The 22,250-nt window shown below is 70.8% G+C and carries 18 protein-coding genes and 1 pseudogene; 17 read left to right on the top strand and 2 right to left on the bottom strand.

Annotated elements, in window-relative coordinates; all coding sequences use genetic code 11:
* The first annotated feature begins 99 nt into the window (after positions 1 to 99).
* The 7 genes from JG616_RS13435 (at position 100) to JG616_RS13405 (ending at position 8,321) form a co-directional block, all read left to right on the top strand.
* Positions 100 to 2,262 carry a bifunctional (p)ppGpp synthetase/guanosine-3',5'-bis(diphosphate) 3'-pyrophosphohydrolase gene (locus JG616_RS13435; protein WP_199359996.1) on the top strand — a complete coding sequence of 721 codons (2,163 nt, stop codon included), beginning with the start codon at positions 100 to 102 and terminating at the stop codon, positions 2,260 to 2,262.
* A gap of 93 nt (positions 2,263 to 2,355) precedes the next feature.
* The gene (locus tag JG616_RS13430; protein WP_199359997.1) at positions 2,356 to 2,739 is read left to right on the top strand and encodes a RidA family protein; all 384 of its coding nucleotides are present in this window, start codon (positions 2,356 to 2,358) and stop codon (positions 2,737 to 2,739) included.
* 4 nt (positions 2,740 to 2,743) lie between these two features.
* Positions 2,744 to 4,864: an ATP-dependent DNA helicase RecG gene (gene recG / locus JG616_RS13425; protein ID WP_199392890.1), complete on the top strand. Its 2,121-nt coding sequence runs from the start codon at positions 2,744 to 2,746 to the stop codon at positions 4,862 to 4,864.
* A gap of 17 nt (positions 4,865 to 4,881) precedes the next feature.
* Complete coding sequence (locus tag JG616_RS13420; protein ID WP_199392889.1) at positions 4,882 to 5,814, top strand: nucleoside hydrolase; 933 nt, start codon at positions 4,882 to 4,884, stop codon at positions 5,812 to 5,814.
* A gap of 67 nt (positions 5,815 to 5,881) precedes the next feature.
* Complete coding sequence (locus JG616_RS13415; RefSeq protein WP_199360000.1) at positions 5,882 to 6,124, top strand: type B 50S ribosomal protein L31; 243 nt, start codon at positions 5,882 to 5,884, stop codon at positions 6,122 to 6,124.
* Positions 6,125 to 6,400: 276 nt separating this feature from the next.
* The gene (locus JG616_RS13410; protein ID WP_199360831.1) at positions 6,401 to 7,666 is read left to right on the top strand and encodes a citrate synthase; all 1,266 of its coding nucleotides are present in this window, start codon (positions 6,401 to 6,403) and stop codon (positions 7,664 to 7,666) included.
* Between the two features lie 211 nt (positions 7,667 to 7,877).
* The gene (locus tag JG616_RS13405; RefSeq protein WP_199360001.1) at positions 7,878 to 8,321 is read left to right on the top strand and encodes a hypothetical protein; all 444 of its coding nucleotides are present in this window, start codon (positions 7,878 to 7,880) and stop codon (positions 8,319 to 8,321) included.
* A 48-nt stretch (positions 8,322 to 8,369) separates the two neighbouring features.
* Here JG616_RS13405 and JG616_RS13400 read toward each other — a convergent pair whose 3' ends face one another.
* Positions 8,370 to 9,008, bottom strand: a complete 639-nt coding sequence (locus JG616_RS13400; protein WP_199392888.1) for a hypothetical protein — start codon at positions 9,006 to 9,008, stop codon at positions 8,370 to 8,372.
* A 45-nt stretch (positions 9,009 to 9,053) separates the two neighbouring features.
* Positions 9,054 to 11,534: a penicillin-binding protein 1A gene (locus JG616_RS13395; RefSeq protein WP_199392887.1), complete on the bottom strand. Its 2,481-nt coding sequence runs from the start codon at positions 11,532 to 11,534 to the stop codon at positions 9,054 to 9,056.
* A gap of 238 nt (positions 11,535 to 11,772) precedes the next feature.
* Between JG616_RS13395 and JG616_RS13390 the strand changes: the two genes are divergently transcribed.
* From JG616_RS13390 to JG616_RS13745, 10 genes and pseudogenes are all read left to right on the top strand, one after another.
* The gene (locus tag JG616_RS13390) at positions 11,773 to 12,831 is read left to right on the top strand and encodes a pilus assembly protein PilM (protein WP_199360004.1); all 1,059 of its coding nucleotides are present in this window, start codon (positions 11,773 to 11,775) and stop codon (positions 12,829 to 12,831) included.
* On the top strand, positions 12,831 to 13,565 hold the full coding sequence (locus JG616_RS13385; RefSeq protein WP_199392886.1) for a PilN domain-containing protein: 735 nt from the start codon (positions 12,831 to 12,833) through the stop codon (positions 13,563 to 13,565). The genes JG616_RS13390 and JG616_RS13385 overlap by 1 nt, the downstream gene beginning before the upstream one ends.
* A complete protein-coding gene (gene pilO, locus JG616_RS13380) occupies positions 13,562 to 14,239 on the top strand; it encodes a type 4a pilus biogenesis protein PilO (protein ID WP_199360006.1) in 678 nt (225 codons plus the stop codon). The genes JG616_RS13385 and pilO overlap by 4 nt, the downstream gene beginning before the upstream one ends.
* Before the next feature lie 7 nt (positions 14,240 to 14,246).
* Positions 14,247 to 14,780 carry a pilus assembly protein PilP gene (locus JG616_RS13375; RefSeq protein ID WP_199360007.1) on the top strand — a complete coding sequence of 178 codons (534 nt, stop codon included), beginning with the start codon at positions 14,247 to 14,249 and terminating at the stop codon, positions 14,778 to 14,780.
* 14 nt (positions 14,781 to 14,794) lie between these two features.
* Positions 14,795 to 16,750: a type IV pilus secretin PilQ gene (pilQ, locus tag JG616_RS13370; protein WP_199392885.1), complete on the top strand. Its 1,956-nt coding sequence runs from the start codon at positions 14,795 to 14,797 to the stop codon at positions 16,748 to 16,750.
* A gap of 130 nt (positions 16,751 to 16,880) precedes the next feature.
* Positions 16,881 to 17,873: a MoxR family ATPase gene (locus tag JG616_RS13365; RefSeq protein ID WP_199392884.1), complete on the top strand. Its 993-nt coding sequence runs from the start codon at positions 16,881 to 16,883 to the stop codon at positions 17,871 to 17,873.
* A gap of 80 nt (positions 17,874 to 17,953) precedes the next feature.
* Entirely contained in the window at positions 17,954 to 18,895 is a 942-nt protein-coding gene (locus JG616_RS13360) for a DUF58 domain-containing protein (RefSeq protein ID WP_234446509.1), read from the top strand.
* On the top strand, positions 18,895 to 19,344 hold the full coding sequence (locus JG616_RS13355; protein WP_199360010.1) for a DUF4381 family protein: 450 nt from the start codon (positions 18,895 to 18,897) through the stop codon (positions 19,342 to 19,344). The genes JG616_RS13360 and JG616_RS13355 overlap by 1 nt, the downstream gene beginning before the upstream one ends.
* Positions 19,345 to 20,360 (top strand): annotated as a pseudogene (locus tag JG616_RS13350) (VWA domain-containing protein); the annotation flags it as partial.
* Positions 20,357 to 22,249, top strand: coding sequence for a VWA domain-containing protein (locus JG616_RS13745; RefSeq protein WP_199360012.1), 1,893 nt, complete (start codon positions 20,357 to 20,359; stop codon positions 22,247 to 22,249). The pseudogene JG616_RS13350 and the gene JG616_RS13745, both read left to right, overlap by 4 nt.
* Position 22,250 lies beyond the last annotated feature (1 nt).

The raw sequence follows: 22,250 nt of genomic DNA, 5'->3' as shown, positions 1-22,250 counted from the left end.
CTGCGACGGCCCCGCTCCGGCGGGGCCGTTTTCGTTGTGGGCCCTGCATGCCCACGCGACCGCGTTGCCGGCCTGCGGGCGCACGCGTAGGCTCAGCGCATGAATGCAGCCGAGCTCGCGCTGGTGAAGGTGACCGTGCCCGGGGATGCGGATGTTCCCGCGTACATGCGCGCCCTCGAGGCCTCCGCGGCCTACCTGCCCGCGGACCAGCTGCGCCTGCTGCGGCGCGCCTGGGCCGTCGGCGCCGCGGCCCACGAAGGCCAGGCGCGCAAGTCGGGCGAACCGTACATCACCCACCCGGTGGCGGTGGCGGGCGTGCTCGCCGAGCAGAAGGTCGATATCGAGACGCTGGTCGCGGCGGTCCTGCACGACACCATCGAGGACACCCCGCTGACCCGCGACGCGCTCGCGGCGGAGTTCGGCGAGCCGGTGGCCGAGCTGGTGGAGGGTGTCACCAAGCTCGACAAGCTCCAGTTCGCCAGCCGCCGCGAGGCCGACGCCGAAAGCTTCCGCAAGATGATGCTCGCGATGGCGCGCGACCTGCGCGTGATCCTGATCAAGCTCGCCGACCGCCTGCACAACATGCGCACCCTGGGCGCGCAGTCGGTCGAGGCGCGCGAGCGCATCGCGCGCGAGACGCTGGAAGTCTATGCGCCGATCGCGCAGCGGCTGGGCATGAACCTGATCAAGGCCGAGCTGCAGGACCTCGGCTTCCGTGCGCTGTATCCGATGCGCCACCGCATCCTGGAAAAGCACATCCGCGCCCAGCCGATGCTGCGCCGCGAGGCGATGGCGCGCATCGAGGCGCAATTCGCCCAGCGCATGGCCAAGGAGGGCCTCGAGTACCGCCTGGTCAGCCGGGTGAAGTCGCCCTGGAGCATCTACAACAAGATGCGCGCCGAGGCCAAGACCTTCGCCCAGGTGATCGACGTCTTCGGCTTCCGCATCATCGTCGGCACGGTGGCTGGCTGCTACCACGCACTGGGCGTCGCGCACTCGGTGTACAAGCCGGTCGACGGCCGCTTCCGCGACTTCATCGCGATCCCCAAGGCCAACGGCTACCAGTCGCTGCACACGGTGCTGTTCGGCCCCTACGGCTCGCCGATCGAGGTGCAGATCCGCACCGAGGAGATGGACCTGATCGCCGAGCGCGGCATCGCCGCGCACTGGGCCTACAAGCACGGCGGCGGCGGGCCCAACAGCGCGCAGCAGCGCGCGCACAGCTGGATCTCCGGCCTGCTCGAGTCGCAGAGCGATACCGGCTCGTCGCTGGAGTTCCTGGAGAACGTCAAGGTCGACCTGTTCCCGGACGAGGTTTATCTGTTCACGCCCAAGGGCGAGATCATGTCGCTGCCGCGCAACGCGACCGCGGTCGATTTCGCCTACGCGGTGCACACCGACATCGGCAACCGCGCGGTGGCGGCGCGCGTGGACAAGCGCCTGGTGCCGCTGCGCACCCGGCTGGCCAGCGGACAGACGGTCGAGATCGTCACGGCGAAATCCTCGCAGCCGAGGCCGCAGTGGCTGGAGTTCGTGGTCACCGGCAAGGCGCGGACCGCGATCCGCCAGCAGCTCAAGCAGCTCGAGCACGAGGACGCGGTCCAGCTGGGCCACCGCATGCTCGACAGCGCGCTGGAAGACCTCGACAGCTCGCTCGAGCGCCTGCCGGCCGCGCAGCTCGATGCCTTCCTCGCCGAATACCGCTATCCGCGGCTGGAAGCCCTGCTGTCCGACGTCGCGCTCGGCAACCGCATGCCGGCGCAGGTGGCCCAGGCGCTCACCCACAAGGCACCGCCGCCGGGTGCGCCGCGCAGCCACCGCGACGACCGCATCCTGATCACCGGTGCCGAGCGCGGCGTGCTGACCTTCGCCAACTGCTGCATGCCGATCCCCGGCGACGACATCATGGGTTACCACACCGCCGGCCGTGGCGTGATGGTGCACCGGATCGAATGCCCGAACGTGGCCGAGTACCGCAAGTCGCCCGACCGCTGGGTCGACATCGGCTGGGACCGCGAGGTCACCGGCGACTACAACGTGGCGCTGCGCTTCCAGGTCGAGAACCGGCCCGGCGTGCTGGCCCAGGTGGCGGCGGCGGTGGCCAAGGCCGAGTCGAACATCGATGCCGTCGAATACCTGGAGCGCGACACCAACGTCGCGGTGATCCAGTTCGCCATCGAGGTCCGTGACCGCTCGCACCTTGCCGACGTCATCCGCAAGGTGCGGCGGCTTGGCGTGGTGCATGGCGTGCAGCGGCTCTGAAGCAAGGCGTGGGGCGCGCTGCGGCCGCGCACGATGGCCGCGGCCACGGGGCGCGGTCATAATCCCCGGCCACGCACCACGAGGATTCCACGCATGTCCAGGCAACCCGTCCGCACCGCCGATGCCCCCGCCGCGATCGGCCCCTATTCGCAGGCCACGCGCTGCGGGAACATGGTGTTCCTGTCGGGCCAGCTGCCGATGGACGCCGCCACCGGCGAACTCGTCGACGGCGACATCGCCGCCCAGGCGCGGCGCGCGTTCGACAACCTGCGCGCGATCTGCCAGGCGGCCGGTGGCTCGCTGGACGACGTGGCGCGCGTCGGCCTGTACCTCACCGACCTCTCGCAGTTCGCGGTGGTCAATGCGGTGATGGCGGAGTATTTCAGCGAACCGTACCCCGCGCGTTCGACCATCGAGGTGTCGGCGCTGCCCAAGGCCGCGCAGTTCGAAGTCGACGCGGTGATGGTCCTCGACTGAGGCAGTGGCAGCGGCGCGACGCAGCGCGGCCACGCCTGCACCCGGACTGGCGCCGGGCGGCAAGGCCGCGCTTTCCACCCTGCCCGGCGTCGGCGCGAGGATCGCGGAGAAGCTCGCCGCGCGCGGGCTCGAATCGCTGCAGGACCTGTGGATGCAGCTGCCGCGCGGCTACGAGGACCGCACGGCGCTGGTCCCGATCCGGCTGTTGCAGCCGGGCGTCGCGGCCCAGGTGGAGGGGCGGGTCGAAGCCGTCGAGCGCGGTTTCCGCTACCGGCCGATGCTGCGCGTCGCGCTCGGCGACGACTCGCGGGCCACCCTCGTGCTGCGCTTTTTCCATTTCCGCGGCCCGCAGGCGGCGCAGTTCCAGCCCGGCGTGCGCATCCGCGCCTACGGCACGCCGCGTCCCGGCCAGCGCGGCCTGGAGATCGTGCATCCGAGCTATACCGTGCTCGACGATGACGCCGATGACGGACTCGGCGATCGCCTCGATCCGGTCTATCCGGCCGTGGAGGGCGTCGGGCCGGCGACGCTGAAGCGGCTGATCGGCCACGCGCTGGACCGCCTGCCGGGCGACGACGTGCTCGAACTGCTGCCGGCCGGCCTGCTCGACGGCCTTGGCCTGCCCGGCTTGCGCGAGGCGCTGCTCACCGTGCACCGGCCGCCGCGCGACGCGGAGGTGGCCGCCCTGCTTGCCGGGACCCATCCCGCGCAGCGCCGACTGGCGCTGGAAGAGCTGCTCGCGCACCACCTGAGCATGCGGCGACAGCGCATCGCACGCCAGGCGCACGCCGCCGCCCGGCTGGGCGTGGATGTGCTGGCGCAACAACTGCGCCAGCGCCTGCCGTTCGCGCTGACGGCCGCGCAGGAACGGGTCTTCGCCGAAGTACGCGCCGATCTCGCGCGCCCGGTTCCGATGCTGCGCCTGGTGCAGGGCGACGTCGGCTCGGGCAAGACGGTGGTGGCGGCGATGGCCGCGCTGATGGCGGTGGCGGACCGGCGCCAGGCCGCGCTGATGGCGCCGACGGAACTGCTGGCCGAGCAGCACCTGGCCAACCTGCGCGGCTGGCTCGAGCCGATGGGCATCGAAGTGGCCTGGCTGGCGGGCAAGGTCACCGGCCGCGCCCGCAGCCGTGCGTTGGCCGATGTCGCCGAGGGGCGTGCGCAGGTCGTGGTCGGCACGCACGCGCTGATGCAGCAGGGCGTCGCCTTCCACGACCTCGCGCTGGCGATCGTCGACGAACAGCACCGCTTCGGCGTGCACCAGCGCTTGGCCCTGCGCGACAAGGGTGGCGAGGGCGGACGCGTGCCGCACCAGCTGGTGATGACGGCGACCCCGATCCCGCGAACGCTGGCCATGGCCGCCTATGCCGACCTCGACGTGTCCGCGATCGACGAGCTGCCGCCCGGGCGCACGCCGGTGCAGACCGTGGTCATGGCGGAGGGCCGGCGCCCGGAGCTGATCGAGCGCATCCGCGCCGCCTGCGCCGAGGGCCGGCAGGCCTACTGGGTGTGCACGATCATCGATGAGTCCGACGAGGTGGTCGCCCAGGCGGCCCAGGCGACCTTCGAAGGTCTGTCGACCGCGCTGCCGGGGTTGCGCGTGGGCCTCGTGCACGGGCGCATGAAGGCCGCGGAGAAACAGGCCGCGATGCGCGCCTTCAAGCAGGGCGAGACCGGCCTGCTGGTCGCGACCACGGTGATCGAGGTCGGCGTGGACGTGCCCAACGCCTCGCTGATGGTGATCGAGAACGCCGAGCGCCTGGGCCTGGCGCAGCTGCACCAGCTGCGCGGACGGGTCGGGCGCGGCAGCGCGGCGTCGAGCTGCGTGCTGCTCTACCAGCCGCCGCTGTCGCGCATGGCGCGCGAGCGCCTGGAAACCATGCGCGAGACCGGCGACGGCTTCGTCATCGCCGAAAAGGACCTCGAACTGCGTGGCCCCGGAGAGCTGCTGGGCACGCGACAGACCGGGCTGGCCGCGTTCCGCGTGGCCGACCTGGCGCGCGACGCCGGCCTGCTGCCGCTGGTGCACGCGCTCGGCGAACGCCTGCTGCTGGAGCAGCCGGCGGTGGCCGAACGCCTGGTCGAGCGCTGGGTCGGCGGCGCCGCCCGGTACGCTTCCGCCTGATCGGGGATAATCCGCCGATGGACGAACGCATCCCGCTGCTGATCGATACCGACCCGGGCGTGGACGACGCCCTGGCCCTGCTCATGGCGCTGAGGGACCCGCGGCACGAGGTCGTCGGCCTCACCATCGCCGCCGGCAACGTCGGACTGGAACACACGGTCGCCAATGCGCTGCGGATCTGCGAAGTCGCGGGTCGTGCCGAGGTGCCGGTGTTCCCCGGCTGCGACCGCCCGCTGCTGCACCCTGCGCCGGACGCCGCCAACGTGCACGGCGTCGACGGGCTCGGCGACGCGGGCCTGCCGCCGGCGGCGACGCGCGCGCAGTCGCGCCACGCAGCGGAGGCGATCATCGAGCTCTCGCACCGGCACGCCGGTCGCCTGCTGCTGGTGGCCCTGGGGCCGCTCACCAACATCGCGCTGGCGCTGCGCCTGGATCCCACGCTGCCGACGCGCATCGCGCGCCTGGTGGTGATGGGCGGCGCGGTCACCGGCCACGGCAACATCACGCCCACGGCCGAGTTCAACGTCTTCTTCGATCCGGAGGCGGCGCACATCGTGTTCGACGCCTTCGTGCGCTTCGACCTCAGCGACTGGGAGGCGACGGTCGCCCATGGCTTCCTCCACGGGGACGTCGACCGCTGGCTGGCTGCGCCTGGCGCGGTCGCGGCCTTCTACGAGGCGGTGTCGCGGCATACCCGGCGCTGGTCGGAGGATGCCCGCGGCGACCGCTGGTTCTGCGCCGACGCGCTGGCGATGGCCATGGCGCTGCGACCCGAAGGCGTGGTCGAGGCCGAGGAGCGGCCGGTCGAGGTGGTGCTGGGACGCTCGGCCGCCCGGGGCGCGACCCTGGTGGACTGGCAGCGCCAGCTGGGACGCCCGGACCGCGCCCGGATCCTGCTGCGCTACGACCAGGCGGTGCTGGAGGACCAGGTCCGCGCAGCGCTTGGCTGACCGCGCTTGCAGGCGCTGGGAGCGGCCGCTATAATGCCGCTCTTTCCTCGCTGATTCTGGTGCCGTCATGAAGGCCGACATCCACCCCGCATACCGTGACGTCGTCTTCCAGGACGTGACCTCGGATTTCAAGATCCTCACCCGTTCCACGCTCTCCAGCAAGGAGACCGTGAAGTGGGAGGACGGCAACGAGTACCCGCTGATCAAGATCGAAGTCAGCTCGGCCTCGCACCCGTTCTACACCGGCCAGAACAAGCTGATGGACACCAGCGGCCGCGTGGACAAGTTCCGCAAGCGCTACGCCAAGTAAGTCCGGCGCAGGGTTCGCGTCGACGGCCGCCCCAGGGCGGCCGTTCGCGTTTCCGGGCGCGCGTCGTCGCCCTTCCGGGGGACGCAAATGTCCCGCCTCGCGACGCCGTGCATGCATACGGTGCCGAACGTCGCTATGCGATAATTGCGGCATCGCGTCAGACGCGATCCGCCTGATCCCCGTCCGCGCGCGCGCCTCGCGCCGGGCGTGACGCCAAGAAGGAGTGCGACAGTGTCCGCCATCGAGAACAAGGCCGGCGACGCGCCGACCGCCACCCTGCAGGTCGCCGGAGCTTCGGTCGAGCTGCCCGTGCTGAAGCCGACGCTCGGCAACGAGTGCATCGACATCGCGAAGCTGCCCAAGGCCACCGGCCGCTTCACCTACGATTCCGGCTTCACCGCCACCGCCAGCTGCAAGTCGGCGATCACCTATATCGACGGCGACGAGGGCGTGCTGCTGTACCGCGGCTACCCGATCGAACAGCTGGCCGAGCACTCGAACTTCCTCGAGGTCGCCTACCTGCTGATGAACGGCGAGTTGCCGAACCAGGCCGAGATGGCTTCGTTCGACCACGACGTCACGCATCACACGATGATGCACGAAGCGTTCAAGAGCTTCATCGGCGGCTTCCGCCACGACGCGCATCCGATGGCGATGCTCGTCGGCATGCTCGGCTCGATGGCGAGCTTCTACCACAACGACCTCGACTACGACGATCCGGAGCAGCGCCGCCTCGCCGGCATCCGCCTGATCGCCAAGCTTCCGACGATCGCCGCCGCCTGCTACCGCTATTCGATGGGCTGGCCGCTGAGCTACCCGCGCAACGAGCTGGGCTACGTCGAGCGCTTCCTGCACATGATGTTCGAGCTGCCGAGCGGCCCGCTCGAGCTGTCGCCGGTCGCGGCGAAGGCGATGGACCTGCTGTTCATCCTGCACGCCGACCACGAGCAGAACGCGTCGACCTCGACCGTGCGCCTGGTCGGCTCCACCGGCGCCAATCCCTATGCGTGCATCGCCGCGGGCGTGGCCGCGCTGTGGGGTCCGGCGCATGGCGGCGCCAACGAAGCGGTGCTGAAGATGCTCGGCGAGATCGGCGACGTGAAGAACGTCCAGTCGGCCGTCGACCGCGCCAAGGACAAGGAATCCGGCTTCCGCCTGATGGGCTTCGGCCACCGCGTCTACAAGAACTTCGACCCGCGCGCGAAGCTCATCCGCGAGATGACCCACCAGGTGCTGGGCGAGCTCGGCATCGACGATCCGATGCTCGAGGTCGCGATGCGCCTGGAAGAAGCGGCGCTGAAGGACGACTACTTCGTGCAGCGCAAGCTGTACCCCAACGTCGACTTCTACAGCGGCATCATCTACAAGGCGCTGAAAATCCCGACCGAGATGTTCACGGTGATGTTCGCCATCGCGCGCACCGCCGGCTGGGTCTCGCACTGGCTCGAGCAGCAGACCGACCCCGAGTTCAAGATCGGCCGCCCGCGGCAGATCTACACCGGCGCCGGCCCGCGCGACTACGTGGCGACCGACAAGCGCTGAGCCCAGGCGTTGCGCTGCTGGAAACCGACGCCCCGCACTGCGGGGCGTCTTTCTGTCCGCAGCCGGTAAAACCCGACGCTGAGCCGGGTGCGCTGAGGATGGCGCGTCGCCGTCCGTCCGGAGAGCATCGTCGGGTGACCGCGGCCACGGCGTGGCAGCAGGCGCGCGACGGGCAGGACGCCCGTCGGATCATTCCAGGGAGGACAGGCAGATGCAGGGCAGGACAGGACGTTCGGTATTGGCGGGACTGGTGGTGCTGGTGGCCGCGGCCGTGGGCCCGGCGGGGTCGTCGGAACTCGAGGTCAGGGCAGGCGTCGTGACCACGATCCAGCCGGTTGCCGCGGCAGCGGGCGCGGTCAGTGCCTCGACGAAGCGACAGCTCGGCGGCATGCTGGGTCGCGCGCTGGGCCAGGCGGTCGCCGGTCGCAGCGGCCAGTCGTACGAAGTCACGCGTGTCGCCGGCAACATCGGCGCCGACCTTGCAACCGGCGAGGGCAGCGGGCAGGTGGCGTCGCGCTACCTGCTGCTGGTGCGCTTCGATGACGCCACGGAATCCGCGTTCACCCGTTCGGGTGACCAGGTGGGGCGACTGCGTGCGGGCAGCCGGGTGAAGGTCGTGGGTGCCGGTGACGCGGCCACCCTGCTGCCGGAGTAAGCCGGCCCTTGCCTGCGGGTCGGCTGGTGCTCAGGTGCCGGCGCCCGGTCACCCGGGGCCGGCGGTCTCCTCTGCGGCAAGCAGTGTGCGCAGCTGGCTGGCCGAGGCGCGCTGCATCGGGCGCTCGTCGATGCTGGACAGCGGCGCCTGGCGCAGGGCATCCAGTGGCAGGACGACCAGTTCGAACGCCACGCCATCGGCGTGGAAGGCCCAGGCCGGCGCGTCGTGTTCGCGCGCGCGGTCCAGGCGCAGTCGCCGCGAGAGGGCTTCGGCCGGGATGCCGGCGTCGGCCAGGAACCGCGCGACCGCGTCGGCATCGTCCGCATGCAGGTGCAGCACGACCGCGGTGTGCGCGTCGGCCGTGCCGTCGAGCACGCGGCCGGCCAGTCGGGGGTGGAAGGCGTGGAAGAACTCCAGCGCGTGCAGGGCCGCCTCGCGTCGGGTGCGCAGGGCGTCGCTCTGGGCGTCGCGCTGGAACAGGCGCTGGTACTCGCGTAGTGCCTCGTCGATCTCGCGGTTGCGCGGCAGCGACGCGTCATCGCGGATGCCGAGGCGTTCGGCCGCCTTGAGCTTGGCCTGCTGGTAGTCGCGGATGCCGCCCTCGGCCATCAGTCGGGCGGCCTCGTGAGCGAGGCGGTGGCGCCGTTCGCTGGTGCGCCGCTCGGCGTGCTGTCGCGCGTGGTGCATGCGGAACCCTCCCTGCTGGCTCCGCAAGCCTAGCCGATGCCCGGATCAGAAGATGTCGAAGGCTTCCTCCGCCGGGACATCGTCGTCGTAGTCCTCGAACGTCGACTCCATGCGCTCGAGGTCCTCGGCCTTGACCCATTCGGTGATGCCGCCGTCGCCGCCAGGCAGCAGGCGGCCGCTGGCGCTGACCGACACCTTCACCATGCCGTCGGGAGGTTCGTTGGCCGCGATCGGCATGCCTTCCAGGGCGACGCGCATGTAGTCGATCCAGATCGGCAGGGCGGAGCGACCGCCGTACTCGCGGCGGCCCAGCGAGCGGTTGTCGTCACGCCCGACCCAGACCACGGTCGCCAGACTGCCGCCGAAGCCGGAGAACCAGGCATCGCGGTGGTCGTTGGTCGAGCCGGTCTTGCCGCCGACGTCCTCGCGCCCGAGGGTCTTGGCCGCGGTGCCGGTGCCGCGCTGGACCACGTCGCGCATCATCGAGACCAGCTGGTAGGCGACCCGCGGATCGATCGCACGCGGTGCGATGACCGCGTTCGGGTCCGGCGGCGGCGCCTCCACGGCGCTGACGGCGGCGGTTTCCGTCGCAGGCGCGGGGGCCGCGGCGCCGAGGTTGAAGCCGTCGACGACCGTGGCCGGCACGCCGGGACGGCCGCCTGCGCCGCAGCCGCGGCAGGCGATCGCCGGGTTCTCCTTGTGGATCACCTGGCCGTCGCGGTCGCGCACCTCGTCGATCAGCCAGGGCGTAACCCGGAAGCCGCCGTTGGCGAACACCGCATAGCCGCGGGTGATGTCGAGCGGGGCCAGCGACGGCGTGCCGAGCGAGATGGACAGGTTGGGCGGAAGCTCCGACTCGTCGAAACCCATGTGGCTGATGTAGCGGCGCGCGTAGTCCACGCCGATGGCGTCGAGCAGGCGCACCGACACCAGGTTGCGCGAGCGCACCAGCGCCTCGCGCAGGCGCATCGGGCCGACGAACCGGCCGTCGTCGTTTTGCGGACGCCAGTCCTGGCCACGGCGCATGCGGAACACCACCGGGGCGTCGAGCACGATGGAGGCGGGGTTGAAGCCGCGCTCGAACGCCGCGGCATAGATGAAGGGCTTGAAGCTCGACCCCGGCTGGCGACGCGCCTGGGTGGCGCGGTTGAACTTCTGGCCGGCGAAACTGAAGCCACCCACGAGGGCGCGCAGCGCGCCGGTGTCGTACTCCAGCGACACCAGCGTCGACTGGCCGCGTGGGAGCTGGTCGAGCTGCCAGGTGGGCTTCGCATCGGCGGCCGGGGCCGCGCCGTCCTTGCCCTTGGGCTCGACGCGGCGCACGCGGGTCAGGTCGCCGCGGGAGAGGAGCGCGGCCGGGTTCTTGCCGGTCCAGCGGCTGGAGGCGGCATCCAGGGTCACGACGGTGCCATCGGAGAGCACCACGTCGGCGGTGCCGGCGTCGGCGCGCAGCACGATCGCGGGCAGCAGTCCGCCCTGCGCCGGGATCCCGCGCAGGCGCGCGGAGGCAGCGGAGGCGTCCTCGTCGGCGGCGAGCTCGAAGCTCTGCTCGACCTTCGACCAGCCGTGGCGATGGTCATAGGCCATCAGCCCGTCGCGGACCGCCTTGTCGGCCGCCGCCTGCATCACCGGATCGATCGTGGTGGTGACGTGGTAGCCGCGCGTCAGCACGTCGCCGCCGTAGCGCTCGATCATCTCCTGGCGGACCATCTCGGCCACGTACGGCGCATAGACCTCCACCGGGCGCTCGTGCGGGCGCGCATGCATGTCCACCGCCTGCGCGGCGGTGGCCTGCGCGCGGGTGATGGAGCCGAGGTCGGCCATGCGCTCGAGCACGTAGTCGCGGCGGATCTTCGCGCGCTCGGGGTTGGAAATGGGATTGCCGCTGGAGGGGAACTTCGGAATCGCCGCCAGCGCGGCGACCTCGTCGAGATCGAGCTCGGCCAGCTGCTTGCCGTAGTAGAACTCGGCCGCCGCCGCAACGCCGTACGAGCGGTTTCCGAAGAAGCTCTTGTTGAGATACAACTCGAAGATCTCGTCCTTGGTCAGCTCGCGCTCCATCTTCATCGCGAGCAGCATCTCCTCGAACTTGCGCGTATAGCTCACTTCCGGGCTGAGGTAGAACTGGCGCGCGACCTGCTGCGTGATGGTCGAGCCGCCCGGCACGCCTTCCTTGGAGCCGGTCTTGGCGATGAGCCAGATCGCGCGCGCCACGCCCTTGTAGTCGATGCCGTCGTGCTCGTAGAAGCGGTTGTCCTCGATCGCGATGAAAGCCTGCTTGACCACGTCGGGCACCTCGGCGATGTCGACGGGGTAGCGGCGCATCTCGCCGAACAGCGCCATGAGGCGGCCGTCGCGGGCGTAGACGTACATCGGCTCCTGCAACTCGATGTTGCGCAGGCTCTCGACTTCCGGCAGGCGTGACGAGACCACGTAGTAGATGCTGCCCGCGGCCAGCGCGCCGAGGAGGATGGCGACGGCGGCGAGCAGCAGCAGCCAGCGGAACAGGCGGCGGAAACGTGACATCGATGGGTCCTGGAAGGGCAGGCCCTTGGCGGGCCGTGTCGAGTCGCGCAGTATATAGAGGAGCTGCCACCCCTCGAGAGGGCTGGCAGCGAGGGGTGACGCAGGGCGTCAGGACGTGACCAAGCGCGCAGTGCGGCACGATTTCGTGTGCCGCTTGTTGCCATCCGGTAAAAACTCCGTTATCTAATGCGTCGGGGCACGAAGCGCACGTAAGCGCCCGTGACATGGGGAGAAAAGCGTGGGGCTGATCACAAAAAGCCAGGCACCGCTCGTCGGGGTCGATATCAGTTCGACAGCTGTAAAGCTGTTGCAGCTGTCCCGGTCGGGCGACCGCTACAAGGTCGAGCACTACGCGGTCGAGCCGCTGCCGCCGAATGCCGTCGTCGAGAAGAGCATCGTCGAGGTCGAGGCCGTAGGCGAAGCCATCCGCCGCGCGATGTCGCGCTCGGGCAGCCGGGCGAAGCATGCCGCGGCGGCGGTCGCGGGCTCGGCGGTCATCATCAAGCTCATCCCGATGCCGTCCGACCTCGACGAGGACGAGATGGAATCGCAGGTCGAGCTCGAGGCCGTCAACTACATCCCGTACCCGATCGAGGAAGTGAACCTCGACTTCGAGGTGGTCGGGGCGATGCCGGGCAACCCGGAAATGGTGCAGGTGATGCTCGCGGCCTCGCGCTCGGAGAGCGTCGAGATGCGCGCGTCCGCGCTGGAGCTTGGCGGCCTCACCGCCCGCGTGATGGACGTCGAGGCCTTCGCGATCGAGAACGCGTTCGCGCTCCTCGCCGACACGCTCAACGTGCCGCGCGACGGCATCGTGGCCCTGGTCGACGTCGGCGCGACGATGACCACGCTCAGCATCCTGCGCAACGGTCGCAGCCTGTACACCCGCGAGCAGGTCTTCGGCGGCAAGCAGCTCACCGACGAGGTGATGCGCCGCTACGGGCTCTCCTACGAGGAAGCCGGCCTGGCCAAGCGCCAGGGCGGACTGCCCGAGAGCTACGAGATCGAGGTGCTGGAGCCCTTCAAGGAGGCGCTGGTCCAGCAGATCAGCCGCCTGCTGCAGTTCTTCTATGCCGGCAGCGAGTTCAACCGCGTCGACCAGGTGGTCCTGGCCGGGGGCTGCGCGTCCATCGCCGGCATCTCCGAGATGGTCGAGGAGCAGCTGGGCGTGCAGACCGTCATCGCCAATCCGCTTGCGCAGATGACGCTCGGTTCGCGCGTGCAGGCGCATGCGCTGGCACAGGACGCGCCGGCCCTCATGATCGCCTGCGGACTGGCCCTGAGGAGCTTCGACTGATGGCCCGCATCAACCTCCTCCCGTGGCGCGCCGAGCGCCGCAAGCAGCGCCAGAAGGAATTCGGCGTCATGCTGGGCTTCGCCGCGCTGGCCGGCCTGCTGCTGTGGTTCCTGGTCAACAGCTACTACAACGCGCAGATCGATGGGCAGAACACGCGCAACGCCTACCTGCAGGACCAGATCAGGCAGGTCGAGGCGAGCATCACCGAAATCGACGAACTCGATCGCCAGAAGGCACGCCTGCTGGCGCGCAAGGAAGTCATCGAGCAGCTGCAGGCCAACCGCTCGCAGATGGTCCACCTGTTCGATTCGCTGGTGCGCACCATTCCCGATGGCGTGGTACTGACCTCGATCAAGCAGGTTGGCGAGGCGCTGACGCTGGAGGGCCGCTCGCAGTCGAACGCCCGCGTCAGCACCTACATGCGCAACCTCGAGGGTTCCGGCTGGATGACCAAGCCCGACCTCTCGATCATCGAGGCGCGTGATGGCGTTGCCGGGCTGCCCTACGCCTTCACCCTTGCGGTGCAGCTGGCCAACCCGAACGCGCCGAAGGACGAGGACGGCGACGGGATCCCGGATGCGGTCCCGCCGGTCGACGCGGCACCCGCCGCGCAGGCCGCCGGCGCCGCGGACGCGACCGGCGTCCCGGAGGCAGCGCCCGCGACCGATGCCCCCGCGGCCGAGCCCGCACCGGTTGAAACAGCGCCCGTTGCCGAAGAAGGAGCCGCCTCGTGAGCAAGCGCAAGATGTCGCTCAAGGAGCTGGACTTCAACAACATCGGTTCCTGGCCGCGCGAGTACCGGATCGGCTTCTGCATCCTGGTGGGCCTGCTCATCTTCGGCCTGCTGTGGTGGGTGCTGACCCGCGACAAGGGCGAGCAGCTCAAGGGCCTGGAGCGGACCGAATCCGACCTGCGCGCGGAGTTCGAGACCAAGCAGGGCCGCGCCGCCAACCTCGAGCCGCTCAAGCTGCAGCTCGCGCAGATGGAGCAGCAGCTCCAGCAGATGCTGCGGCAGCTGCCCAGCCGCACGGAGATGCCCGACCTCATCGTCGACATCTCGCAGACGGCGCTGGCGACCGGCATCCAGAACGAGCTGTTCCAGCCCGGCCCGGAGACGCCCAAGGAGTTCTACGCCGAGAAGCCGATCGCGCTGCGGATGGTGGGGAGCTACCACCAGTTCGGTGCCTTCGTCAGCGGCGTCGCCTCGCTGCCGCGCGTGGTGATCATGACCATGCACGACATCCAGCTGAGGCCGCGGGGCGGCGACAAGGATCCGCGTGCCGGCATCCGTCCGGACTCCCCGCTCGAGCTGGCCGGCACGGTGAAGACCTATCGCTATCTCGACGAGGACGAAGCGGCCGCGCAGGAAGCTGCGGCGACCGCCGCTGCCGCCGGGGGGAGCCGCTGACATGGGCATGACATCCAATGCGCTTCGCGGCATCGCCTGCCTGGCCGCCGTCGCCGCCCTCGCGGGCTGTGGACGCGGCATCACCAGCGAGCCGGCAGGGGCGCCGAACCTCGAGGAGTGGGTCGCCAACGTGCGCGCCCGCCCCGCACCGCCGCTCGATCCGCTTCCGGTGATGCAGCAGTTCGAGACCTTCGAATACGCCGCCCAGGGCATGCGCGATCCGTTCAGTGCCGCCTTCAGCAACGAAGGCGGCGGCAGCGGCCCACGTCCGGACTCGAACCGGCGCAAGCAGACGCTTGAGCAGTTCCCGCTCGACAGCCTCGACATGGTCGGGTCGCTGGGCGGGGGCAGCAGCCTCACGGCGCTGGTAATGGCGCCGGACAAGGTCACCTACCGGGTCGGCCCCGGCGTGTACATGGGCCAGAACGACGGCCGCGTCACCAGCGTTTCGGAAGACCGTATCGAACTCGTCGAACTCGTGCCCGATGGCGCGGGTGGCTGGCTGGAAAGGCCGGCCTCGATTGCGCTCGAAGACAATTGATTAGGGGAAGCCAGATGACCTTCACCAACGCGCAACGCCGTTCGTCGACCCAGCGGGCGCTGCCCCTTCGGGCAGGCACCTGCGGACTCTTCGTCGGCCTGCTCGCCGCCCTCGGCCCGGTCAGTGCCGCGCCGGCACCGGGCGTGCCGGTGGCCAGCTTTGCCCAGGCCGCCACGGTCGCGGCCGATCCGGCCAAGCAGGTCCCGGCCGAGGTGGCCGTGGCCGCCATCGACTTCAAGCGCGGCGATGGCGGCGCCGGCAAGCTGGTGCTGCGCTTCGACGGAGAGGGCGCCGCGCCCGACCTCCGCACCGAGGGCGGCACCGTCATCGTCAACGTCGGCAACGCCTCGCTGCCTGCAGCGCTGCAGAAGCCGCTCAACGTGACCGACTTCGCAACGCCGGTGCAGCGCATCGACGCGAACCAGGGCAGCAAGGGCACGCAGATCGTGCTGAGCACCCAGGGCGCGTTCGAGCCGCTCGCCTACCAGACCGGTCGCGACTACATCGTCGAGATCGTGCCGCGTGCCGCCGCGCCGTCGCGCGCGGTCGGTGCCGCCGCGGCCAACACGGTCGCGGCCACCGGCCAGACCGCGGTCCAGGCGGCCGCCCAGGGCGACACGCGCGCCTACCGCGGCCGCCCGGTGACGTTCAACTTCCAGGACGTGCCGGTGCGCACCGTGCTGCAGCTCATCGCCGAGCTGTCGGACCTGAACATCGTCGCCAGCGACAGCGTCACCGGCAACGTCACCCTGCGCCTGATCAACGTACCGTGGGACCAGGCGCTGGACATCGTGCTGCAGGCCAAACAGCTGGACAAGCGCCGCAGCGGCAATGTGGTCTGGGTGGCCCCGCAGACCGAGATCGCGAAGTTCGAGCAGGACATCGCGAATGCACGTATCGCGCTCGAAGAGAGTGCGGAGATGATCACCGAGTACATCCCGATCTCGTACGGCAGCGCCGAGGACATTTCCAAGTTGCTGACCGACGAAAGCAAGAGCAGCCAAGGTGGTGGCGGGGGGCAGGGTGCGCAGAGCCGCGGATTCCTCTCCGCCCGGGGCAGCCTGAGCCATGACCGTCGTACCAATACCCTGCTGGTCATCGATATCCCGCAGCGCGTGGAGGAAATTAAGCGACTGGTCGCGACCCTCGACAAGCCGGTTGATCAGGTCGTGATCGAGTCGCGCATCGTGATCGCGAATGAGTCCTTTGCCCGGGACCTTGGTGCGCGCTTCGGAATTCGTGGCGTAAAGGATCGTTTGGTTACGTCCGGATCGCTTGACTCCAACAATCAGCTTATAAATTCGTCGATCGCCGCGATCAACGATCCAAATACGACGCCCACATGGGGGCCGTACGATCAGGGGCTCAACAATGACTTCAATATCAATGACCTGAACCCTGCCTCGATCGCGTTCACCATCCTGGGCAACACCATCGACTGGGACCTCGAACTGCAGGCTCTGCAGCAAGAGCAGCGCGGTGAAGTGGTTTCCAATCCGCGCGTCGTCACGAGCAACCAGCGTGAAGCGATCATTCGCCAAGGTCGCGAGGTTGGGTATATGACGGTCACTGGCGGCCAGAGCAACAGCGTTCCTACCGTTCAATTCAAGGAAGCGTTGCTCGAGCTGAAGGTAACTCCGACCATCACGGCGGATGGTCGCGTCTTCCTCAACCTCGCGGTCAAGAAGGACGAGATCCAGGACTACACGACGATCACCGGTTATGGTTCCGTCCCCAACCTGGCCAAGCGCGAAGTCACGACAGCGGTGCTCATCGAAGACGGCCAGACGGTGGTGATCGGCGGCGTGTACGAGTTCGAGGATCGCAACTCGGTGTCCAAGGTACCGTTCCTTGGCGACTTGCCGATCCTCGGCAATCTGTTCAAGACCAAAAGCCGCTCCAAAGCCAAGGCCGAGCTGCTGATCTTCGTCACCCCGCGTGTCCTGCGCGTGGCGCCTCGCAGCTACTGATCCGCTCGCACGGTAGATCCACGACGGGGCCTTCGGGCCCCGTCGTCGTTCCGGGACCTGCGGTTGAACCAATGTCGGGCGATCAGGTCAAACTGGCCCCGGCGCAGTCCGCGCCGCCATCCGGCACTCCATGGACATCTCTTCCGACGAAGGCGCCAGGCTGCATGGCCTCTTCACCGGCCTGCGCGACGCGCTGGCCACCGAGATCATCGGCCAGTCGGCCCTTGTCGAGCGCCTGCTGGTGGCGCTGCTGGCCGATGGGCACCTGCTGGTCGAAGGGGCGCCCGGCCTGGCCAAGACCAGCGCGATCCGCGCCCTGGCCGCACGCGTCGAAGCCGACTTCGCGCGCCTGCAGTTCACTCCCGACCTGCTCCCGGCCGACCTGACCGGGACCGAGGTCTGGCGGCCGCAGGATGGGCGCTTCGAGTTTCTTCCCGGTCCGGTCTTCCATTCGCTCCTGCTGGCCGACGAGATCAACCGCGCGCCGGCCAAGGTCCAGTCGGCGCTGCTGGAGGCCATGGGCGAGCGGCAGGTCACGGTCGGTCGGCAGACCTATGCGCTGCCGGCCCTGTTCCTGGTGATGGCGACGCAGAATCCGATCGAGCAGGAGGGAACCTTCCCGCTGCCCGAAGCCCAGCTCGACCGCTTCCTGATGCATGTCCGCATCGGTTATCCGGAAGCCGAGGCGGAGACGGCCATCCTGCGCCTGGCGCGCGAACGCGCCATCGCGGCGCTGGAGGCACCGTCGGTGCCGGCCGAGCGGGTGTCCCAGGCCGACGTGATGGCCGCGCGCTCGGCGGTGCTTGCGCTGCACATGGCACCGGCCGTGGAGCGCTACCTCGTCGAGATCGTGCTGGCGTCGCGCGACGCGGGGCGCTACGACGAAGCACTGGGACGCCGGATCGCCTGGGGCGCGAGCCCGCGCGGCTCGATCGCGCTGGAACGCTGCGCGCGGGCACACGCCTGGCTCGCGGGACGGGATTTCGTCACCCCCGACGACGTCCGCGCGATGGCGCCGGATGTGCTGCGCCATCGCGTGTTGCCCAGCTACGAAGCCACGGCCGAAGGCTGGGACGGCGAGCGTCTGGTGGAGGCGCTGCTGTCGCGGGTGCCGCTGCCGTGACCGGCCGGGTCGCCGCACCACAGGAGGCTGGCTGGAGAGCCCGCGCCAGCATCGCGGCGCCCAGCCCTGCCGGAGGTGCGGTGCATCGCCATGCAGGTCCCGATGCCAGCCCGGCAGCCGAGTCGGGCATCGCCCCGTCGCTCAACGAGCTCATCGCCCTGCGCAGCCTCGCGCACGCGCGTGGACCGGCACGTCGCGGGACCTCGGGACTGCGCGCGCAGGCCGCGTCGACCCTGCGCGGCCGCGGCATGGAATACGCCGAGTCGCGCGGCTACGCGATCGGCGACGACGCGCGCCACATCGACTGGCGGGTCACGGCGCGGACCGGCAGGCCCCACACCAAACTGTTCCAGGCCGAGCGCGAACGCCTCACGCTGCTGGTTGCCGACACGTCCCCGGCGCTCTATTTCGGCACGCGGGTGCGCTTCAAGTCGGTGCAGGCGGCGCGTGCGGGCGCGATCGCGGCCTGGCGTGCGGTCGCCGACGGTGACCGGATCGCGGCGCTGCGTGGCAGCCGCAGCGAGCCCCCGGTGGCGGCCGCGTCGGGCGCGCGCGGCGCGTTGCGCGTGCTCGATGCGCTGGTCCGCTGGTATACACGGCCTGCGGCCGACGATGCGGGCCTTGAGGTGTCGCTCGACCATGCCCGGCGCCTGCTGCGCCCCGGCTCCCGTCTCCTCGTCCTGGCCGATCCGGCGAGCGTTGCCGCGATTCCGGACCAGCGCTGGCCGGCGCTGGCCGCCCACCACGAGGTCGTCGTGGTCCTGTTGACCGATCCGCTGGAGATGCACCCTCCGGACGACCTGCTGGGCTTCGCGGCCGAAGCATCCGGGGGCCAGGAGCCACGCCGCGTCGAGCTCGACCTGGCCGACCCCGACCAGCGGCGGCGCTGGCAGCACGAATTCCCCGCGCAGGTCGCGTCCATCACCGGCGCGCTGGCCGCGCGGGGCGTGCGCGCGGTCGCGCTGTCCTGCGACGCCCCGAGCGATGCCTGGCTGGCGGCTGCCGGAGCGGGGCGCCGCTGATGGACGACGGGCTGGTGCTGCGCGATATCCACCTGTCCTCCGCGCCGCCCTGGTGGCCGCCGGCTCCCGGCTGGTGGTGGCTGGCGGCCGCGCTGCTGCTGCTTGTCGCCGGACTGGTCGCGTGGCGCCTGCACCGGCTGCAGCGTCGCCGGAAGCTCATGGCCTTCTTCGACGCCGAGACCGCGGCCGCGGATCCCGCGGGAACCGTCGCGGCGATCTCCTCCCTGCTGCGCCGCGCCGCCCGCCGGCGCGAACCCGACGGCGACCGCCTGGAGGGGGACGCCTGGCTGGCGTTCCTCGACCAGGGGCAGGACCCCCCGCGCTTCGACGGTGTCCGCGGAGAACTGTTGCTCGACGGCGCCTACCGCCCGCAGCCCGATCCCGGCGCCGTGGCCGACCTGCGCCTGGCCGCACGCGCGCGTTTCGTCGAATGGATGGATCGCCGCTGATGGGCACGTTTCCGGCATTCGGCGCGTTCGCGGGCTTCGCATGGCCGTGGATGCTGGCCGGCCTGCCGCTGCCCTGGCTGCTGCGCGCGCTCCTGCCGCCGGTGCGCGGCGGCGCCGGTCCTGCGCTGCGCGTCCCGTGGTCCGCCACGCGCCTGGCGAAGATCGTGGAGGGGCGGTCGATGGCACCGCGCACCCGGGGCATGCCCTGGCTGGCCTGGCTCGGCTGGGCGCTGCTCTGCCTCGCCGCGGCGAGACCGATGGCGTGGGGAGAGGTGGTGCAGCCGCCGCAGGTGGCCCGCGAACTGATGCTTGCCGTCGACCTCTCGGCCAGCATGGGCGAACGCGACATGCTGGTGGGCAACGAGGTGGTGGACCGGCTGACCGCCGCCAAGGCGGTGATCGCGGACTTCCTCGGCCGCCGCGAAGGGGACCGCGTCGGCCTGCTGGTGTTCGGTCGCGGGGCCTATGTGCTGGCGCCGGCCACGGCCGACCTGGCCACCGTGCGCGAGCAGCTGCTTGCAACCGAGGTCGCGCTGGCGGGTCGCGAGACGGCCATCGGCGATGCGATCGGCCTCGGCGTGAAGCGGCTGCAGGCGCAGCGCAGCGGCGAGCGCGTTCTCGTGCTGCTCACCGACGGCGTCAATACCGCGGGCGCACTCGATCCGGTGAAGGCGGCCGCGATCGCCCGGGACGAAGGCGTGCGCATCCACACCATTGCCTTTGGCGGGGAAGGCGAGGCGCTGTCCGTGTTCGGGTTCCGACTGCCTTCGGGTGGCAGCGAGATCGACGAGGACACGCTGGCGCAGATCGCGAGGATGACCGGAGGCCGCAGCTTCCGCGCCCGGGATACCGACGCCCTGGCCGGCATCTACGGCGAGATCGACCGCATCGAACCGGTGGAAGCGCGTGGCGAAGCGGTGCGGCCTCGCCTGGAGCGCTACCACTGGCCACTGGCGCTGGCGCTGGCCTGCGGAATGTTCGCCGCGGCCTGGTCCTTGCGCAGGCCGCGGCCATGACGCTTCCGTTCGGTGAGCTCGGATTCCTGCGCCCGGCGTGGTTGCTGGCCCTCCTGCTGCTGCCCCTGCTTGCGTGGCAATGGCGGCGCCGCGCGCGACAGCGCAGCGTGTGGCGCGCAGCGGTGGACCCGCACCTGCTGCCGCATCTGCTGGTTCCGGGCCGCGGAGCGGGGCGGGGCGCCTGGGCCGGAACCGTGGTGCTGGCCGGCCTCGGGCTCGCGATCCTGGCGCTCGCCGGGCCGAGCTGGCGCTCGGTGCCGCAGCCGTTGCAGGCAGGCGGCGGCGCACTTGTGCTGGCGCTGGACCTGTCCGGCGCCACCCTGGCCAACGACCTGCAGCCGTCCCGCCTGGCCCAGGCCCGCGCCCGCCTGGACGCGATCCTGCGCGCACACACCGGCGACGTGGCGCTCGTGGTCTATGCCGACGACGCCCACGTGGTCTCGCCAATGACCGATGACGCCGCCAACGTGTCCGTGTTCCTCGACGCCCTGGCACCCGACATCATGCCCGTCGACGGCGCGCGCCCCGGACGCGCCATCGACCTGGCCGTCGAGCTGCTGGTGGGTGCCGGCCATGCCCAAGGCGAGATCCTGCTGCTGGCGCCCGGCGCCGATACGGCCGCGGTCCGCGCCGCCGCCCGCGCCGCGGGCTCGGGCCATCGCGTCTCGGCGCTGGCGATGGGCACGGCGGAGGGCGCCGGCTATCGCGGCCGCGACGGCGGGATCCACCGCAGCGTGCTGGACCGCGGATCGCTGGAGGCGCTCGCGGCAGCCGGCGGTGGACGAGTCCATGACTGGAGCGCGTCGGTCGGCGAAGTGCTTGCCGGCCCGGGTGCCGGCGCGGGGAGGGAAGACGTTGTGGGCGTGGCAGGCAGCGCCCGGGTGCGCGAGGACGGCGGCTACTGGCTGTTGCCGGCGGCCATGGTGCTGCTGCTGGCCGTGTTCCGGCGCGGCGGCGTGCTGGCCGTCCTCGCGGTCTGCATGCTGCTTCCGGTGGCCCCGTCGTCGCTCGCTTCCACGTCCGCAGCCACGCCCGCAGCCAACGCGGCCGCCACCGTACCCCCGACCGCAGCCGCAACCACCGCGCCCGTCGCCACCGCCCGTACCGCCACTGCCCCCACCGCCACTGCCCCCACCGCCACCGCGTGGCGACGCGCCGACCAGGCCGCGCACGCGCGCAGCGTCGAGGCCGAGGCGGCCTATCGCCGGGGCGATTTCGCTGCCGCCGCCCGCGGGTTCGCCGGGCTTCCGGGCGCCGACGCCGCCTACAACCGCGGCAATGCGCTGGCACGCGCCGGCCGCTACGAGGAGGCCATTGCCGCGTACGACGACGCGCTGCGGCAGTCACCGGGGATGCCCGACGCCGCGGCCAATCGCGCCGCCGTGGAAGCCGCGATGCAGCGAGAGCCGCCGCCGGGCGCTGGCGGGGGCGGCGAGCGTCCGCCGGATGCCGGCGGGGACGGGCGCGGCGCCGGCCAGGACGAAGGCAAGCGCGGTGACGACGGGCAGGCACCGCCCGACCAGGACCCGGGCAAGGAGCCGCGTGGCGACGAACCCGGCCCGCAGCCTCCGCCGCGACCGACCGATGGCGGCGAAACCCCGCCGCCACCGGATCCAGCTTCGGAGGCCGACGCCCGGGCGCGCCAGCAGGCCGCCGACGAGGCCCAGCGCGAAGCCATGCAGCGCGCGATCGACGCCGGCGATCCGGATGGCTCGGGCACGGCTGACGATGACCCGCGCCAGCTCGCCGGCCAGAGCGAAACCACTGCCGCCCGCGAGCGCGAGGAGGCCAACGCCGCCTGGCTGCGTCGCGTGCCTGACGATCCCGGCGCGCTGCTGCGTGCGCGCTTCCGCAACGAACATCTGCGCCGCCGCGCCGGAGAGCGCTGAC

It is taken from the genome of Luteimonas sp. MC1895, assembly GCF_016457215.1.
Taxonomy (GTDB): Bacteria; Pseudomonadota; Gammaproteobacteria; order Xanthomonadales; family Xanthomonadaceae; genus Luteimonas.
Note: the sequence above shows the minus strand (reverse complement) of the source record. Positions and strands in the feature narration are given on the sequence as shown.

What these genes read in the sequence shown, in the direction of transcription:
- JG616_RS13400 (WP_199392888.1), bottom strand. Translation starts at nt 9,008, where the DNA reads ATGCACCACGCGCGACAGCACGCCGAGCGGCGCACCAGCGAACGGCGC.
- JG616_RS13745 (WP_199360012.1), top strand. Translation starts at nt 20,357, where the DNA reads ATGACGCTTCCGTTCGGTGAGCTCGGATTCCTGCGCCCGGCGTGGTTG.
- JG616_RS13355 (WP_199360010.1), top strand. Translation starts at nt 18,895, where the DNA reads ATGGACGACGGGCTGGTGCTGCGCGATATCCACCTGTCCTCCGCGCCG.
- JG616_RS13375 (WP_199360007.1), top strand. Translation starts at nt 14,247, where the DNA reads ATGACATCCAATGCGCTTCGCGGCATCGCCTGCCTGGCCGCCGTCGCC.
- pilQ (WP_199392885.1), top strand. Translation starts at nt 14,795, where the DNA reads ATGACCTTCACCAACGCGCAACGCCGTTCGTCGACCCAGCGGGCGCTG.
- JG616_RS13365 (WP_199392884.1), top strand. Translation starts at nt 16,881, where the DNA reads ATGGACATCTCTTCCGACGAAGGCGCCAGGCTGCATGGCCTCTTCACC.
- JG616_RS13415 (WP_199360000.1), top strand. Translation starts at nt 5,882, where the DNA reads ATGAAGGCCGACATCCACCCCGCATACCGTGACGTCGTCTTCCAGGAC.
- JG616_RS13430 (WP_199359997.1), top strand. Translation starts at nt 2,356, where the DNA reads ATGTCCAGGCAACCCGTCCGCACCGCCGATGCCCCCGCCGCGATCGGC.
- JG616_RS13405 (WP_199360001.1), top strand. Translation starts at nt 7,878, where the DNA reads ATGCAGGGCAGGACAGGACGTTCGGTATTGGCGGGACTGGTGGTGCTG.
- JG616_RS13420 (WP_199392889.1), top strand. Translation starts at nt 4,882, where the DNA reads ATGGACGAACGCATCCCGCTGCTGATCGATACCGACCCGGGCGTGGAC.
- JG616_RS13435 (WP_199359996.1), top strand. Translation starts at nt 100, where the DNA reads ATGAATGCAGCCGAGCTCGCGCTGGTGAAGGTGACCGTGCCCGGGGAT.
- JG616_RS13385 (WP_199392886.1), top strand. Translation starts at nt 12,831, where the DNA reads ATGGCCCGCATCAACCTCCTCCCGTGGCGCGCCGAGCGCCGCAAGCAG.
- JG616_RS13395 (WP_199392887.1), bottom strand. Translation starts at nt 11,534, where the DNA reads ATGTCACGTTTCCGCCGCCTGTTCCGCTGGCTGCTGCTGCTCGCCGCC.